Source organism: Arthrobacter sp. LjRoot14 (genome assembly GCF_964253905.1).
Taxonomy (GTDB): domain Bacteria; phylum Actinomycetota; class Actinomycetes; order Actinomycetales; family Micrococcaceae; genus Arthrobacter.
The window spans coordinates 901,816-917,831 of sequence record NZ_CAXURL020000001.1; the positions used below are offsets into that span (position 1 = coordinate 901,816).

The following is a 16,016-nucleotide window of genomic DNA, read 5'->3' on the forward strand; positions in this document are numbered from 1 at the left end:
TAAACAGGCTGAGTGGGGGCGGTCCCCAACGGCCCGCCACCACTCATCCCCCCAATAGCGCTCAGTGGCCGCCCGGAGTCGAACGGATTGTCCCCGTTCTCGACGCCAGCCGGCAGTCACTTTCACACTTTCATGATTCTCTCACGTTCTAATGATTTTGTGAAAGCCCTAAGCCTACTTTGCAGTAGATGACCTTCGCACGCCCGGCTGCAGTGCCCGGACCCGCGCCATCCAGAAGGCGGCAAGGCCAAGGACGAAGCACAGGGCGGCCCCGTAATTGATGATGAATCTCAGGGAGTGCCACTGCACCGGGATGAAGGGGAAGAGCAGGCTCAGGGTCAAAGAAACGCCGCCGATGGCCAGCAGCAGGGCTCCGACGCGGACCAGGACCGGCAGCCTGCTGGCCACAGCCTTTACCATGGCCGGGAGCAGGACCAGGGATACGTAGGCCGGATAGGCTCGTCCCGCGGCGCCGTAGTACTCGACCAGCTCGGCATTCCGGGCACTGCGCCCGGACACAGCCACAAGCCCCGCCGAGGACCCGGACGAATCCATCATCACGAAGAAGACGACCATGACGGCAGCGATGACGCCGAATACCAGCCCTCCCCGCAGTCCCAGGAGCCAGCGCCGTGAACCGTCGGCGCCGAAACCCCTGATGAAACGCAGCCCGATGAAGAAGATGACGGCGAAGATCACGAACCGAAGGACGAGGTTGGTGACGTTGGTGCCGCCGAGCAGTTGGTCGATGGCGATGTAGGGGCCATCGATACTGAGCAGAATCGCGAGGGTGGCCAGCACGAAAATATAGAAGAGCGACCTGTTCTCACCCCTGACCGCACTCGGAATGCGCGCCACTGCAGCGGCGCAGCATACGGCCAGGGTGGACCATTGCAGGATCTCGATCATCCGAGGTTCTCCCAGATCGTTTTGGTTTGTTCGTGGTCTTGTTCCTGGCGCTTGAGTGTCTTCCCGAGTGCCTGCAGCCTGTCGCCGGCCAGGGTCGCCAGCTCGCCGTCGGACAAAGCATCCAAGGCTGCCTGCCTCGCCCCCGGTGGCCACCCGGCCTCCGCCTCGGTGATCATTCCGGTGGCTACCAGGCCCCCGGTCAGTCCCACCCCTGCTGCCTTGGACGTGGCGATGGCCAGCTCCGGAGTCAACCGGTTGGCAGTCAGCTGGGCGGAGTAGTTCTGCGGGGCGATTCCGGTGGCCGAGGAAACCCGGTGCCGCAGCTCGCCGTCGTCGATCGCGTCAACCCAGTTCTTGACGGACGTTGCATGCGGGACGGTGGTCAGGGGCGGGGCCGGCTGCGGCTGGTCCGCTCCGTCCCCTCCCGCCCCGGCGGAGCGGGCAATGACCGCCTTCAGCAGATCCATGGTGGCGATCTGGCTGACCAGCTCCGCGGCAGTGGGAGGTAAGGGGCTTCCGGTCAGCTCGCTGTAGTTCTGGAATGTGGCCAGTGCCGATACGGGATTGATGTTGAAGGCCCGGCTGATGCTGACAACGGTGCTTTCGGCCACCTTCCCGCGGACCAGCTGCTGCGCCAGGGTGGTCCGCTTGACCCCGGAGATCCTGCAGATGTCGGCAGTGCTCGCCTGGGGCGCGATTCCGTGAAGCCAGCGTTGGAACGCCTTGGCGGGGAGTGGCATGTATGGCTTCCTGCAGGGTGGCTCGGGCGGTTGTGGTCGGTCGATTTTACGGCGGGGGGTATATGAACTATGCTAAATGGTCGAACCCGTTGGTCCGTACACCCCCCAAGTCCGGACCAGCGGGTTCTTCCATGCCCGGCGGCATTTCAGGCCGTTTTGGGCCGCAGTGAGAGGATGGACTAATGACTGCAACCCTTGTTGCCAAAGACCTTTCGGGCGGTCACGACCACCGCACACTCTTCTCAAAACTTTCCCTCACGGTGGCGCCGGGCGACGTTGTGGGCGTTGTGGGTGCGAACGGCGCCGGCAAATCCACCCTGCTCCGGCTGCTGGCCGGTGTGGACCAGCCCCTGGCGGGATCGGTCAGCCTGGCTCCGTCGGACGCCTTCGTTGGCTGGCTGCCGCAGGAACACGAACGCATTCCGGGCGAAACCGTGGCGGACTACGTGGCGCGCCGTACCGGCTGCGCCCAGGCGACGGCGGACATGGAGTCCACGGCGGAGGCCCTCGGTTCGGGCGCCCCCGGCTCCGACGACGCCTATTCCCTGGCATTCGACCGCTGGATGGCCTCCGGCGCGGCGGACCTTGACGAGCGGATCGCACCGGTCCTTGCCGACCTGGGGCTGGAGGTGGGGCCGGAGGCCCTCATGACGGGACTTTCCGGCGGGCAGGCTGCCCGTGTGGCGCTGGCTGCCCTGCTGCTGAGCCGCTTCGACGTTGTCCTGCTCGATGAGCCCACGAACGACCTGGACCTCAACGGACTGGCCAAGCTTGAATCCTTCGTGCAGGGCCTCCGCGGCGGCGTGGTGCTGGTGTCCCATGACCGTGAATTCCTGGCCCGCTGCGTCACCACCATCGTGGAGCTGGACCTGGCACAGAACTCCGTGGCGGTGTACGACGGCGGATATGAGGCATTCCTGGAGGAACGCGCCGTGGCGCGCCGTCATGCCCGGGAGCGCTACGAAGAGTTCGCCTCCACCAAGGCGGATCTGGTCTCCCGTGCCAGGACGCAGCGCGAGTGGAGCTCCCAGGGCGTGCGCAACGCCATGAAGAAAAGTCCGGACAATGACAAGATCCGCCGTGCGGCTTCCACCGAATCATCGGAGAAGCAGGCCCAGAAGGTGCGGCAGATGGAATCCAGGATCGCCCGCCTCGACGAAGTCGAGGAACCCCGCAAGGAGTGGCAGCTGCAGTTCAGCATTGGCCAGGCGCCGCGGTCCAGCGCAGTGGTGGCAACGCTGCGCGACGCCGTCGTCCGCCAGGGCGACTTCACCCTCGGGCCCGTTAACCTGCAGCTCAACGCGGGGGAGCGGATCGGCATCACGGGGCCCAACGGAGCCGGCAAGTCCACGCTCCTGCGGCTCCTGCTGGGGATCCGGGAGCCCGATTCCGGCAACGCCGCGATGGGCGCTTCGGTAGCTGTCGGCGAGATCGACCAGGCCCGCGGCCTGCTGGCCGGGCATCTCATGCTGGGTGACGCCGTCGAAGCTGTCCTGACCGGGCTGACCCCGGCGGAGGTCCGCACCCTGCTCGCCAAATTCGGCCTCAAGGCCGACCACACCTCCCGCCCGGTCGACTCGCTCTCTCCGGGCGAGCGGACCCGGGCCGCGCTGGCGCTGCTGCAGGCCCGCGGGGTGAACCTGCTGGTCCTCGATGAGCCCACCAACCACCTGGACCTGCCCGCGATCGAACAGCTCGAGGAAGCATTGGAAAGCTACGACGGCGCGCTGCTCCTGGTGACCCACGACCGGCGGCTGCTGGAAAACGTGCGCCTGGACGTCCGGTGGAATGTCGAGGACGGCGTGGTGACCGAACAGCACGCCGACGCAGGATCGCCGCACGGCGGCACGGACCGAGCCAATGAACGCGCCACGAAAGGCCAGCCAAGATGAGCATGGACCGGGTAGCCTGGAGCTCCCTTTACAACATCACACGGGCCTCCAGCGGTTCCAAGCCGTTCTCCAAGGCCACCCTGAAGCGCGTGTTCGGCTTCGCCCGGCCGCATCGTGGCAAGCTGATCGCCTTCGTGCTGCTGTCCATCGCCACGGCAGTCCTTGCGGTGGCCACACCCGTCCTTGCCGGCCAGGTGGTGGACGCCATCATCGCCGGCGTGGGCGTCGACGTGGTGATTCGGCTGGCCGTGCTGATCGCCGTCGTGGCCGTCGCCGAAGCCGGGCTTGGGCTCGTGACGCGCTGGCTGTCCTCCACCATCGGCGAGGGCGTGATCGTGGACCTGCGCACCAAGGTGTTCGACCACGTCCAGAAGATGCCGATCGCCTTCTTCACCCGCACCCGGACCGGAGCCCTGGTCAGCCGGCTGAACAACGACGTCATCGGCGCGCAGTCCGCTTTCGCCGGCACGCTGTCCGGCGTGGTCAGCAACGTGGTGGCTTTGGCACTGACCCTCGTGGTGATGCTGGGCAAGTCCTGGCTCGTGACCGTGCTGGCCATGATCCTGCTGCCGATCTTCCTCATCCCGGCACGCCGGATGGGGTCCAAACTGGCCGACCTTCGGCGCGAGGCCGCCGAACACAACGCCGCCATGGGCACGCAGATGACCGAACGCTTCTCTGCGCCCGGAGCGACGTTGGTCAAGCTCTTCGGCCGCCCCGACGAGGAATCCCGCGAGTTCGCCGTCCGTGCCGGCCGCGTCCGGGACATCGGCGTACGGACCGCCATGCTCCAGTTCACGTTTGTCACCGCACTGACCCTGGTCTCGGCGCTGGCGCTCGCCCTCGTGTACGGGCTGGGCGGCTTCCTCGCCCTGCAGGGGCAGTTGGCCGCGGGCGACGTCGTGGTGCTGGCGCTGCTGCTCACGCGCCTCTATGCGCCGCTCACCGCCCTATCCAATGCACGGGTGGAGATCATGAGCGCACTGGTCAGTTTCGAGCGGGTCTTCGAGATCCTGGACCTCAAGCCCCTCATCCAGCAGAAGCCCGACGCCGTGGTGGTGCCGCCGGGACCGGTGTCCGTGGAGTTCGACGACGTCCGCTTCGCCTACCCCTCCGCTGACAAGGTGTCACTGGCGTCCCTTGAGGACGTGTCCACCCTGGACACCCGCGGCGGCGAAGAAGTGCTGCACGGCATCAGCTTCCGGGTGGAACCCGGCCAGACCGTGGCCCTCGTGGGATCCTCCGGCGCCGGCAAGTCCACCATCGCCCAGTTGCTGTCACGCCTGTACGACGTCGACTCCGGCGCCGTGCGCCTTGGCGGCACCAAGCCCGGAAGCGGGCTGGACGTCCGTGACGCCACCTTTGATTCGATGCGGGCAACGCTGGGCATGGTGACCCAGGACGGCCACCTGTTCCACGAATCCATCGCGTCCAACCTGCGGTTGGCCCGTCCGGACGCCACCGAAGAAGACATGTGGGATGTGCTGCGCCGGGCCCGGCTCGAGTACATGATCCGATCCCTGCCGGACGGCCTCGATACGGTGGTGGGGGAGCGCGGCTACCGGCTCTCCGGCGGCGAACGCCAGCGCCTCACGATTGCCCGGCTCCTGATCGCGCAGCCGCGGGTAGTGATCCTGGACGAGGCCACGGCAGCCCTGGATTCCACCAATGAGGCGGCCGTGCAGGCTGCCCTGGGGGCGGCGCTCGAGGGCCGCACCGCCGTCGTCATCGCCCACCGGCTGTCCACCGTGCGCGCCGCGGACATGATCCTGGTGGTGGAGGACGGCACCATCGTGGAGCGCGGCACCCACACCGAGCTGCTCGCCGCGGAAGGCCGCTATTCGGAGCTCTACCGCACGCAGTTCGCCGAAGCCAGCGCCGTCGTGGAAGAGGCCGTTCCGGAGTTCTAGGCCCGGCCCTGCACCTGGCCCTGGGCGCTGCCCCGGGCCTGGCCTGCGGCGAGGGCGGGCAGGATATGGTCCGTCAGCAGCGGTGCAAGGTCGGGCGGCAGCTCGCCGGCCAGGTCGAGCCAGCGGATTTCGGCTATCTCCGCTGAAGGGTGCGCACTCCACGTGCCCGGAGCGGCGAAAACCGTGGCCTCGATGTCCGTGGCTGCCTCGTTGGCGGCGTCGGCAAGCCACACGCCCATGAGGCGGAGGTCTTCCGGCGCCACAGCGATGCCCACCTCTTCCAGTAGTTCACGCGAGGCGGCCTGGGCCGCGGTTTCGCCGGGTTCTGGCTTACCGCCGGGGTGCATGAACTTGTCCGTGCCGCGCTTGCGGACGGTCAGCAGGCGGCCGGTTTGGTCATAGACGCAGACGGCGGACACAACAATGCGGTCTTTCACGGCTCCGACCCTAGCCCATCCGGCCATGGCCCATCCGCGGCGGGCCGGTCTTCGCCCGGACCGAGCCTGCGCAGCACCGATTCCAGGAGCAGGTCCTTCCTCGGCCCCTGGACATCCCACGTATAGCTGAATTCGTTGGGTCCGCGGTGGGCGTACGTCACGCGGTAGGTGTCCGGATCACACCAGTGGTTGTCCTGTCTGGCCGTTTCCCGGAAGCTCATTCGGTGGAAAGGCCGCCCGTCGGGGAACGTCATATCCATCGCAGCAGGGGCATCGGCAGGCTGCAGGATGTAGTCACGGCTTGCCGTGCCGGTGAAGGTGCCGCCGGCCGGAGCAGGCCAGCGCATGGTGCCCTCTTCATGGAAGTCAAGGCCGCCGTCGTCGTCCTTTACGGAAAACCGGGCGACGCCGGTGAAAGTGCCCCGTGCGCCGGTGCTGCGGTCCCGCAGCGCGCGTTCCACGGACCAGCTGCCGAGCAGGTAGGCACGCAGATCGAATTCCTGCGCCTCACTCTGCGCTGCATTCTTAGCTGCATCCTGCGGCTGGAAGTTCAAGTGCCCTCGATTGGAATCGAACCAACGACACCGGCTTTAGGAGAGCCGTGCTCTATCCACTGAGCTACGAGGGCGGGCGTCCGAAGCGGTTGGCACAGGCCGTCCTGTTCGGGCACGGATACAAGCATACAAGGTGCCGGCCCGTACTACGCTCTTGGCATGACTGCAGCAACACCAGCAACTTCCTACCGGGCCGGTTTCCTGCCGGATATCGCCTCAAGCCGCGAGTATTTCGGGGCGTGGGCCAAGCTGAGCGTGCTGCAGTATTTCGTGGCTGAGTCGGCTGTGATCGCGGCGTGGGCAGGGCCGGAACCCTACGACCGGCGGACCGGCTACATCAGCGATCTGGGCGCCACCCAGTGCGCCGTCTACGAGGGCCGGGACGTGTGCTCACCCTTGCACGCGGTGATGAATGCCTCGTTCGTGGTGCAGGGCGTGGGCATGCTGGTGGGGGCGCTGCTGCTCAGCTCGGCACTTTTGTGCGTGGCGGCCCGGCCCGGAGTCCGGCTCGCTTTCGGGCCCGGCCACCGCATGCCGTGGTTTACCGCCCTCGCGGCCAAGGTCCTTACCCTCACCGCGGGAACCGGGACAATCATCGTGGGAGTGGTGCCCGAAGACGCCGGATGGTTTGCCGTGCATCTGACCGGCGCCGTGATGTTCTTCCTGGGAGGAGCGCTGGCGCTGCTGCTGTTGGGAGTGCTGTGGCTGAGGCAATCACCCCTGGCCTGGTTCATCCTCGCCTGCGGAGCGGTTTCCTTCGTGGCGCTGGTGATCGGCGGCCTGACCGGCATGGATGTCCCGGAACCGGGCACCCTGGAACGCTTCATGGGCTACCCCGTGACCGTGGGCCTGGCCACTGCGGGGCTGGTGATTGCCCAGCGCGTGCGCCGGGAACTGAAGGTGCGGAAGGCTGCGCGGGCCGCAGCCCGGGCTACGGCTTCCGCGGCTTCCGGCCAATAAATACGGCAGCGCCGCCAGCCAGCAGGCTCAGCACGAGCAGTACCCAGCCGGCAACGGTGAGGGCGGACGCGAGGGCCACTTGGCCGGCGTCGACCGCTGACGCGGACATCATCGAATCAATGGCGGCGTTCCCCCACAACCTCACGGCGGCGAAGAGGAGCGGGAGCGCCCAGAGCGCCCAGCGGAGCGGCTTGCGGGCAACGTTGGTCCCGATCAGCAGCAGCCAGGTGAAGCTGAAAATCAGCGGGAACAGGGTGCCCGCCGTCTTATGGAGGTAGTTGAGCTGGCCGCGCGCGTCCTCGTTCATGGCCGACCTCAGCTGGTCCACGAACCCCTGGTCAAAGCCCCCGATCAGCGAATCCGGCATGGGCAGGCCCCCGGAGAGCTGGGTGAGCTGGTTCAGCGTCAGCAAATGCAGGTACCAGAACAGGAAGAGGCTGGCCACGACGCCGGCAATGAGGATCAGGCTGCTGTTGTTCTGCGCCTTCTCCGGGGTCCGCTGCGTGGTGGGGTTGATCACCGGCGGCAGATGGTGCTGGGGAACGGACGCCTTGGCGCCGTGCTTCTTGATCCGCTGTGCTGGTGTCTTGGCCATGCGTTCATTATCGCTGGTCCCGTGCACGCTGCTGTTCCCTAAGCCTGTCCTTGACTCCTGTCCTTGGATCCTGTCCTTGGCCGAAGGCCACCTATAGGCTGGACGCGTGACGGAACTCGGAAGACACAAACTTGGCAGGCACAGCGCGGCGGAACTCAACGCGGGCCTGGACGACTACGAGCTGGCCGAAGCGCTGGTCAGGGAAGCAGGAATGCTGGCCCTCATGATGCGCCAGGGCGGCCTGGAAGGGCAACAAAAGACCTCGGTATCCGATGTTGTCACGGCCGCCGACCATGCCGCCGAAGACTATGTGCTCGAACAGCTGCGCCGCTGCCGGCCGGACGACGGCATCCTGGGGGAGGAAGGCGCCTCCGTGAAGGGGAACAGCGGCCGGACCTGGGTGATCGACCCCGTGGACGGCACCTACAACTTCCTGCACGGCTCCACATATTGGTGCTCCGCGCTCGCCCTCAAGGACGCCGCCGGCACGGTCCTGGGCGCCATTTTCCAGCCCGAAGAGGACAAGCTCTGGCTCGGCGGAACCACCCGCCCCGCAACCCTGAACGGTGAACGGCTCACCTCTTTCCACGACGACGGCGGGGCCAGGCCGCTGAAGCCGCTGGCAGAGCAGGGGGCAGCGACGTATATCCACCCCACGTGGCTCGCTGACCCGCTGTGCGCCATGCCCTGGCATGCAGCGGCCACCGCCGCAGCGGCGCTGCGGATGTTCGGATCAGGGTCCTGTGACCTGGGCCGGGTGGCCGACGGCGAACTGGACTGCTGGTTCCAGCACAGCTGCCCCGAGTGGGACTGGCTGCCCGGGAAGGCAATCGTGATCGCGGCAGGCGGCACCGCCGACGTCGTCCGGATCAACGGACTCGAGTGGTTCGTCGCGGGAGGCACGACGGCGGTCCGGCAGCTCCGCGCTGCCCTGGAATCGGGCTCGGTGGAGTAGCCACGGAAGTTAGTGTCGGCCCCACCGCCTAGACTTATAGCACCATGGATATGTTGTTTGACCCGTATGCTGACGGACCGTTCAAGGCTGCCCCGCAAGGGGCAGCGCTCACCAAGTCGCGCCCCGGGGCCGGCGAAGATCCGGCGCGCTACGGGAACGGCGGGCCGGAATCCGAGGGGGAACGGGCACGTCCGAAGCTGCCCGGCGTGGACGAACTCCTCCAGGGACTGAACCCCCAGCAGGAAGAAGCGGTCAAGCACACCGGCGGTGCGCTGCTCATCGTTGCAGGAGCCGGATCCGGCAAGACACGCGTGCTCAGCAACCGGATCGCCTACCTCATCGCCACGCGGAGGGCGCATCACGGCGAGATCCTGGCCATCACCTTCACCAACAAGGCAGCCGCGGAAATGCGGGAACGCATCGAGGCGCTGGTGGGCCGCCGCGCCAAGATCATGTGGATTTCCACCTTCCACTCGTCCTGCGTGCGCATCCTCCGGCAGGAAGCCGCAAATGTCGGGCTGAAGTCCAATTTCTCCATCTATGACTCCGCGGACTCGCTCCGCCTGGTCACGCAGGTGTCCAAGAGCCTTGACCTGGATCCCAAGAAATTCGCGCCCAAGGCCATCCAGCACAAGATCTCGGCGCTGAAGAACGAGCTCATCGACGCGGATTCCTATTCCTCGTCCGCCAACCACAACGATCCCTTCGAGTCCGCTGTGGCCGATGTGTTCAAGGGCTATACCCAGCGGCTGCGCCAGGCGAACGCCATGGACTTTGACGACCTCATCGCCGAAACCGTGTACATGTTCCGTGCCTTCCCGGCGCTCGCCGAATCGTACCGCCGGCGCTTCCGGCACGTATTGGTGGACGAGTACCAGGACACCAACCACGCCCAGTACGCACTGGTCCGTGAAATAGTGGGCGAAGGTCCCGGGGCCTCCGAGCTCACCGTGGTGGGTGACTCGGACCAGTCCATCTACGCGTTCCGCGGCGCGGACATCCGCAACATCGTCGAGTTCGAAAAGGACTACCCGAACGCCCGCACCATCAAGCTGGAACAGAACTACCGCTCCACCCAGAACATCCTGACCGCCGCGAACTCGGTGATCTCCCGCAACCCCAACAGGCCGGAGAAACGGCTCTGGACCGCCGAGGGCGAAGGCCACAAAATCATCGGCTACGTGGGCGAGAACGAGCACGACGAAGCCCAGTTCATCGCCAAGGAAATCGACAGGCTGCAGGACGAGGACAACCTCCGTCCCGGCGACGTCGCCATCTTCTACCGCACCAACGCCCAGTCACGTTCCATTGAAGACGTCCTGGTGCGCGTGGGACTGCCGTACAAGGTGGTGGGCGGCACGCGGTTCTACGAGCGCAAGGAAATCAAGGACGCCCTTGCCTACCTGCGCGTGCTGGTGAACCCCGACGACGACGTCAACCTGCGCCGGGTGCTCAACGAACCCAAGCGCGGCATCGGAGACCGCGCCGAGGGCGCCGTGGCAGCCTTGGCCGAACGCGAACGGACATCCTTTATGGCCGCCGCCCGCCGGGCGGACCAGGCGCCCGGCATGGCTACCCGCTCGGTCAACGCCGTGCTGGGTTTCGTGAAACTCCTGGACGATCTTGCCGAGGTGGCCAGCGGCTCGGGTGCGGCGGCCGCCCTGGAAGCGGTCCTGGAGCAGACCGGCTACCTGGCCGGGCTGCGGTCCAGCACCGATCCCCAGGATGAATCCCGGGTGGAGAACCTCGCCGAACTGGTCGCCGTCGTGCGTGAATACGAACAGGAAAACCCCGAAGGTTCCCTGGGCGCCTTCCTGGAGCAGGTGTCCCTCGTGGCGGACGCGGACCAGATACCGGACGCCCCGGGCGCGGACATCGACGCCGCCGTGGCGGAAGCCAAACGGCTGGGCGTCGTCACACTCATGACCCTCCACACGGCCAAGGGGCTGGAGTTCCCCGTGGTCTTCCTCACCGGCATGGAGCACGGCCTCTTCCCGCACCAGCGCTCCGCCACGGATCCCAAGGAACTCGCGGAGGAGCGCCGACTGGCCTACGTGGGCCTGACCCGTGCCCGGAAGCGCCTCTATGTGACGAGGTCGGAAGTCCGCAGCATGTGGGGCCAGAGCCAATACAACCCGGCCAGCCAGTTCATCGAGGAGATCCCGGCCGAGCTGGTGGAGTGGCGTCGTGAAGGCACCAGCCGCCAGGTCGGCGGCTGGGGGAGCGGAGCCGCCATCGGGTCCAGCCGCTACAGCGGTTCATTCTGGGGCGCCGGCACGGCCCGCGGCCAGGCCGCCAGCCCTTCCGCCGGCTTCAATGCCGATGTTCCGGCCGCCGTCGCGAAGAACCGCGTCCAGCCGCAAAAGGAAGTGGTGGCCGTCAGCGTCGGAGACAAGGTCAACCACACGAGCTTCGGCAACGGCACGGTCCTGGCCGTTGAAGGCGCCGGGGACAAGACCGTGGCCAAGGTGAAGTTCAGCGTCGGCGAAAAGCGCCTGCTGCTGAGGTACGCGCCGCTGACGAAGCTCGACGCCTAGCCACGCTTACCCTTGTCCGGGCACGCCGGCTGACTTACAGTTCAGGAACGCGCCAGTAGCCGGCAAACCGCCGGGTAGCCGGGAATCCGGTGAAGCGCAGGCCACTTGAGCACAGCAGATTCGGGGGCGCCACCGTGAAGATCCTGTTCGCCAGCCAGGCCATTGACGGCCATTTCAACCCCATGACGGGCGTGGCGATGCGGCTCAATGACCGTGGCCACGAGGTGGCCTGGTACACGGGTCCCGTCTATGCAGACAGGCTCAGCGGAATGGGAATCCAGCAGTTCCCCTTCCGCAGGGCCATCGAGCACCGCGCGGACAACCTCAATGAGCTCTATCCGGAGCGGGCCAAGCTGAAAGGCCCACGGGCCATCGGCTTCGACGGAGAGAAAATATTCGCCAGCAACGTCAGCCACTTCTTCGAGGACATCCGCGAAGTCGCGCAGGAGTATCCGTTCGATGTTGCCGTGGTCGACAGCTCCATGTTCATTCACCGTCTCGTCTCCCATTTGATGGGCATGCCGGTGGTGAATTTTGTCGCGATCCCCAACATGGAAAGCGACTCGCAGGTACCCCCGCTCTTCTTCGGGTTCCGGCCGCCCCGCACTCCCGTTGAGAAGGCGGTCCAGGGCCTGGCCGGGCTGCTGTCAGACAAGGTCATCCTTCGGGCGGCCAGCCAAAGCTACCGCCGGCAGCATGCCGCCTACGGCCAGGCTGTTCCGAGGGGCCGGCTGACGGACGAGCCTTACCGGTGCTCGGACGCCATTATCCAGACCGGCCCGGAATCCCTCGATTTCCCGCGGCGCCGGGTCAACCCCAAAGTGCACTACGTCGGTGCGCTCCTGCCGTACCGGGCGGCTGGCCAGGCCGGCACCGGGTCCAGCGGGGACGGCGAGTTTCCCCGGTCCTATCCAGCAACACTCGTTGTAACCCAGGGAACTGTGGACAACCTCGACCAGGACAAACTCATCGTTCCGGCGCTTGAAGCGGTCAAGGACATGGATGCGTTGGTCATCGTCGCAACCGGCGGGCACGGCACCGAGGCGTTGAAAGCCCGCTACGCGCAGCCCAACGTGGTGGTGCGGGACTACGTGGACTTTGCGGAGGTCTTTGACTTCACGGATGTATTTATCACCAACGGCGGATTTGGCGGCGTGCAGCTGAGCCTGTCCAAGGGTGTTCCGTTGGTGGTGTCGGGCATCAACGAGGGCAAGAGTGATGTTAATGCCCGGGTGGAATACTCCGGCGTCGGCATTAACCTCAGAACGGAATCACCCAAGCCCGCCGACATCGCCGCTGCAGTGCGACAGGTCCTGACGGATCCCGGCTGGAAGAGCCGCGCACGGAAGATGCAAGAGCAGTTCGAGGGTGAGGATCCCGCTGAAGCTGCTGCCGCAGTAGTGGAGGGCGCGGGCAGTCGCACACTGGGCTGAGGCTGCCACCGGGGCATAATGGAGCGCATGCGACGGACTGTACCGGGGATCCTGGCCGCCCTCATCCTGCTGGCCTGCACTTCCTGCACTATTACGCAGAAGGACCCGAACTATGTTCCGCCGCCGCCGCTACCGGCGCTGGAACAGCTCGAGCAGGCACCTGTGGCTGACGGTACCCGGTTCTCTGCGGGCAGCGACGTGCTCAGTTTCGTCACCGCCGACCATAGCGTTGTCTGCTCGCTGACCTCGGCACGCGGCGAGCACGTCAGCCTGCCCTATGAGCAGAATGCGTACAGCGACGGCGCCAACAACAAGCTGGCAATCGTCCCGGTAGCGCACTGCGAACTTGCCGTTTACCCCAAACCCGAAGCTGCGGACGTCAAGGATGATTGTGCCGGCACGGGCCTGGGCTACCTCGGCGGCACCGCGTTGCTCACGCCGGATAAGGCGAGCTACGGCGAATGCCGCTCCGGCGTCACCCAGATGGAGGCCGAATTCGGGCCCAAGGGGAGCAAAAACGGGCCGGTATCCCAGCTGCCTGTACTGGAGGACGGACAGAACCTCGAGCGCAACGGCCTGCGATGCTCGGCCTATAACGGCGGCGTGGCCTGCGGAAACGTCTCGGCCGGCGTTGCCTTCTTCGTTTCGCGGGACCGTTACGAACTAATTTCCGCGGACAGTGCAGACCCCTCCGCGACGCCGTCAGAGGCGCCAAAAACCCCGTAATCTAGCGGTTTTTCTACGCTCCATAGAATAGTGTCCTTACTCACATAACAGGTACTCTGGAACGGGCCGGTCCGCAGAAAGGACTAGAGTTCCGAGAGGAGCATTGCGCCGTGTGGCTCGTTTCCGAACCAGTCGCAGGGTGCGTTTATTCCGCAGCCCGGTAACCACGATTACGTGGGGTCCGGCTGTACAGAAACTACTTCGACGTAGAAGGACACTAAACCGTGGACCTGTTTGAATATCAGGCGCGCGATATGTTCGAGGCGCACGGTGTACCCGTGCTTGCTGGCATCGTGGCGCACACCCCTGAAGAAGCAAAGGCAGCTGCCGAGAAGATCGGCGGCGTAACTGTCGTCAAGGCACAGGTTAAGGTCGGTGGCCGCGGAAAGGCCGGCGGCGTTAAGGTCGCAAAGACCGCCGATGAGGCGCTGGAACACTCCACCAACATCCTGGGCATGGACATCAAGGGCCACACGGTCAACAAAGTCATGATCGCCCAGGGCGCGGACATCGCCGAGGAATACTACTTCTCCGTTCTGCTGGACCGGGCCAACCGCAACTACCTGGCCATGTGCTCGGTTGAAGGCGGCATGGAAATCGAACAGCTCGCCGTCGAACGCCCCGACGCACTGGCCAAGATCGCCATCGATCCCGCAGTGGGAATCGACCAGGCCAAGGCCGACGAAATCGTTGCCGCTGCCGGCTTCGCTGAGGAACTGCGCGGCAAAGTCGCCGACGTCATCCTGAAGCTCTGGGACGTTTTCAAGAAGGAAGACGCCACCTTGGTGGAGGTCAACCCGCTGGTCAAGACCGGCGCCGGCGACATCGTCGCCCTTGACGGCAAGGTGACCCTGGACGAGAACGCCGACTTCCGGCACGCCAAGCACGCACTCCTGGAAGACAAGGACGCTGCTGATCCGCTCGAGGCCAAGGCCAAGGCGCAGGACCTGAACTACGTCAAGCTGGACGGCGAAGTCGGCATCATCGGCAACGGCGCCGGTCTGGTCATGTCCACCCTGGACGTCGTTGCCTACGCCGGTGAAAACCACGGCAACGTCAAGCCGGCCAACTTCCTGGACATCGGCGGCGGAGCCTCCGCCGAGGTCATGGCAGCCGGCCTGGACGTCATCCTGGGCGACGAGCAGGTCAAGTCCGTGTTCGTCAACGTCTTCGGCGGAATCACCGCATGCGACGCCGTGGCCAAGGGCATCGTGGGAGCACTGGCCGAGCTGGGCCACTCCGCGAACAAGCCGCTGGTCGTCCGCCTCGACGGCAACAATGTCGAGGAAGGCCGCCGCATCCTGGCCGAGGCCAACCACCCGCTGGTTACCCTGGCCGCCACCATGGACGAGGGCGCCGACAAGGCCGCCGAGCTCGCCAACGCAGCTAAGTAAAGGGACGCACCATGTCTATCTATCTGAACAAGGACTCCAAGGTCATCGTCCAGGGCATCACCGGCGGCGAAGGCACCAAGCACACCGCCCTGATGCTCAAGGCCGGCACCAACATTGTGGGCGGCGTCAACGCCCGCAAGGCCGGCACCACGGTCCTGCACGGCGATAACGAAATCACCGTTTTCGGCACCGTCAAGGAAGCCATGGCCGAGACCGGCGCCGACGTCTCCATCGTCTTCGTGCCGCCGGCCTTCACCAAGGATGCCGTCGTTGAAGCCATCGAGGCCGGCATCGGCCTGGTCGTCGTCATCACCGAAGGCGTGCCGGTCCAGGACTCCGCCGAGTTCTGGGCACTGGCCCAGTCCAAGGTTGACGCGAACGGCAAGCAGGTCACCCGCATCATCGGACCGAACTGCCCCGGCATCATCACCCCGGGCGAGGCCCTGGTAGGCATCACCCCGGCCAACATCACGGGCAAGGGCCCCATCGGCCTCGTCTCCAAGTCGGGCACCCTGACTTACCAGATGATGTACGAACTGCGCGACCTGGGCTTCTCCACCGCCATCGGCATCGGCGGCGACCCCGTCATCGGCACCACGCACATCGATGCCCTCGAAGCCTTCGAAGCTGACCCGGAGACCAAGGCGATCGTGATGATCGGTGAAATCGGTGGCGACGCTGAAGAGCGCGCGGCGGACTACATCAAGGCCCACGTCACGAAGCCGGTTGTCGGCTACGTGGCAGGCTTCACCGCTCCGGAAGGCAAGACCATGGGCCACGCAGGCGCCATCGTCTCCGGTTCCGCGGGTACCGCGCAGGCCAAGAAGGAAGCCCTCGAAGCTGCCGGCGTGAAGGTCGGCAAGACGCCGTCCGAGACTGCCAAGCTGCTGCGCGAAGTTTACGCAGCCCTCTAGGCTAAGCAACAGAGCACTACAACGCGGGGTCACCCCGCCGTCCTTCGGGACGGCCGGTTG

Annotated in this window: 14 protein-coding genes and 1 tRNA gene; 9 read left to right on the plus strand and 6 right to left on the minus strand. The window is 65.8% G+C overall.

The window, feature by feature from the left end; genetic code table 11:
* Positions 1–174: 174 nt before the first annotated feature.
* Both ACSQ12_RS04255 and ACSQ12_RS04260 read right to left on the minus strand, forming a co-directional pair.
* A complete protein-coding gene (locus ACSQ12_RS04255) occupies positions 175–909 on the minus strand; it encodes a hypothetical protein (protein WP_436064454.1) in 735 nt (244 codons plus the stop codon).
* Positions 906–1,649: a hypothetical protein gene (locus ACSQ12_RS04260; protein WP_209747181.1), complete on the minus strand. Its 744-nt coding sequence runs from the start codon at positions 1,647–1,649 to the stop codon at positions 906–908. The genes ACSQ12_RS04255 and ACSQ12_RS04260 overlap by 4 nt, the downstream gene beginning before the upstream one ends.
* 182 nt (positions 1,650–1,831) lie before the next feature.
* On the opposite strand from ACSQ12_RS04260, the gene ACSQ12_RS04265 reads away from it, so the two are divergent.
* Complete coding sequence (locus ACSQ12_RS04265) at positions 1,832–3,541, plus strand: ABC-F family ATP-binding cassette domain-containing protein (protein ID WP_436064455.1); 1,710 nt, start codon at positions 1,832–1,834, stop codon at positions 3,539–3,541.
* Positions 3,538–5,451 (plus strand): ABC transporter ATP-binding protein, encoded by a 1,914-nt coding sequence (locus ACSQ12_RS04270; RefSeq protein ID WP_436064456.1) that lies wholly within the window; start codon positions 3,538–3,540, stop codon positions 5,449–5,451. Before ACSQ12_RS04265 ends, ACSQ12_RS04270 begins: the two co-directional genes overlap by 4 nt.
* Here the strand turns inward: ACSQ12_RS04270 and ACSQ12_RS04275 are convergent.
* The 3 genes from ACSQ12_RS04275 to ACSQ12_RS04285 form a co-directional block, all read right to left on the minus strand.
* Positions 5,448–5,888 carry an NUDIX hydrolase gene (locus ACSQ12_RS04275; RefSeq protein WP_436064457.1) on the minus strand — a complete coding sequence of 147 codons (441 nt, stop codon included), beginning with the start codon at positions 5,886–5,888 and terminating at the stop codon, positions 5,448–5,450. The genes ACSQ12_RS04270 and ACSQ12_RS04275 overlap by 4 nt on opposite strands.
* Positions 5,885–6,442, minus strand: coding sequence for a DUF6314 family protein (locus ACSQ12_RS04280; RefSeq protein ID WP_436064458.1), 558 nt, complete (start codon positions 6,440–6,442; stop codon positions 5,885–5,887). The genes ACSQ12_RS04275 and ACSQ12_RS04280 overlap by 4 nt, the downstream gene beginning before the upstream one ends.
* A gap of 1 nt (position 6,443) precedes the next feature.
* Positions 6,444–6,516: transfer RNA gene (locus tag ACSQ12_RS04285), tRNA-Arg, on the minus strand.
* A gap of 85 nt (positions 6,517–6,601) precedes the next feature.
* On the opposite strand from ACSQ12_RS04285, the gene ACSQ12_RS04290 reads away from it, so the two are divergent.
* On the plus strand, positions 6,602–7,402 hold the full coding sequence (locus tag ACSQ12_RS04290) for a DUF998 domain-containing protein (protein WP_436064459.1): 801 nt from the start codon (positions 6,602–6,604) through the stop codon (positions 7,400–7,402).
* Here the strand turns inward: ACSQ12_RS04290 and ACSQ12_RS04295 are convergent.
* Positions 7,374–7,997 (minus strand): hypothetical protein, encoded by a 624-nt coding sequence (locus ACSQ12_RS04295; protein ID WP_436064460.1) that lies wholly within the window; start codon positions 7,995–7,997, stop codon positions 7,374–7,376. The two genes, ACSQ12_RS04290 and ACSQ12_RS04295, sit on opposite strands and share 29 nt — an antisense overlap.
* A 106-nt stretch (positions 7,998–8,103) precedes the next feature.
* Between ACSQ12_RS04295 and ACSQ12_RS04300 the strand changes: the two genes are divergently transcribed.
* The 6 genes from ACSQ12_RS04300 (at position 8,104) to sucD (ending at position 15,956) form a co-directional block, all read left to right on the plus strand.
* A complete protein-coding gene (locus tag ACSQ12_RS04300) occupies positions 8,104–8,952 on the plus strand; it encodes an inositol monophosphatase family protein (RefSeq protein ID WP_436064461.1) in 849 nt (282 codons plus the stop codon).
* Between the two features lie 44 nt (positions 8,953–8,996).
* A complete protein-coding gene (gene pcrA / locus ACSQ12_RS04305; RefSeq protein ID WP_436064462.1) occupies positions 8,997–11,489 on the plus strand; it encodes a DNA helicase PcrA in 2,493 nt (830 codons plus the stop codon).
* A 134-nt stretch (positions 11,490–11,623) separates the two neighbouring features.
* Positions 11,624–12,922, plus strand: coding sequence for a glycosyltransferase (locus tag ACSQ12_RS04310; protein ID WP_436064463.1), 1,299 nt, complete (start codon positions 11,624–11,626; stop codon positions 12,920–12,922).
* An 18-nt stretch (positions 12,923–12,940) separates the two neighbouring features.
* Complete coding sequence (locus tag ACSQ12_RS04315; RefSeq protein WP_436064464.1) at positions 12,941–13,648, plus strand: hypothetical protein; 708 nt, start codon at positions 12,941–12,943, stop codon at positions 13,646–13,648.
* A gap of 224 nt (positions 13,649–13,872) precedes the next feature.
* On the plus strand, positions 13,873–15,042 hold the full coding sequence (gene sucC / locus ACSQ12_RS04320; RefSeq protein ID WP_209747160.1) for an ADP-forming succinate--CoA ligase subunit beta: 1,170 nt from the start codon (positions 13,873–13,875) through the stop codon (positions 15,040–15,042).
* A gap of 11 nt (positions 15,043–15,053) precedes the next feature.
* Complete coding sequence (gene sucD / locus ACSQ12_RS04325) at positions 15,054–15,956, plus strand: succinate--CoA ligase subunit alpha (protein WP_043478543.1); 903 nt, start codon at positions 15,054–15,056, stop codon at positions 15,954–15,956.
* The last annotated feature ends 60 nt before the right edge of the window (positions 15,957–16,016 follow it).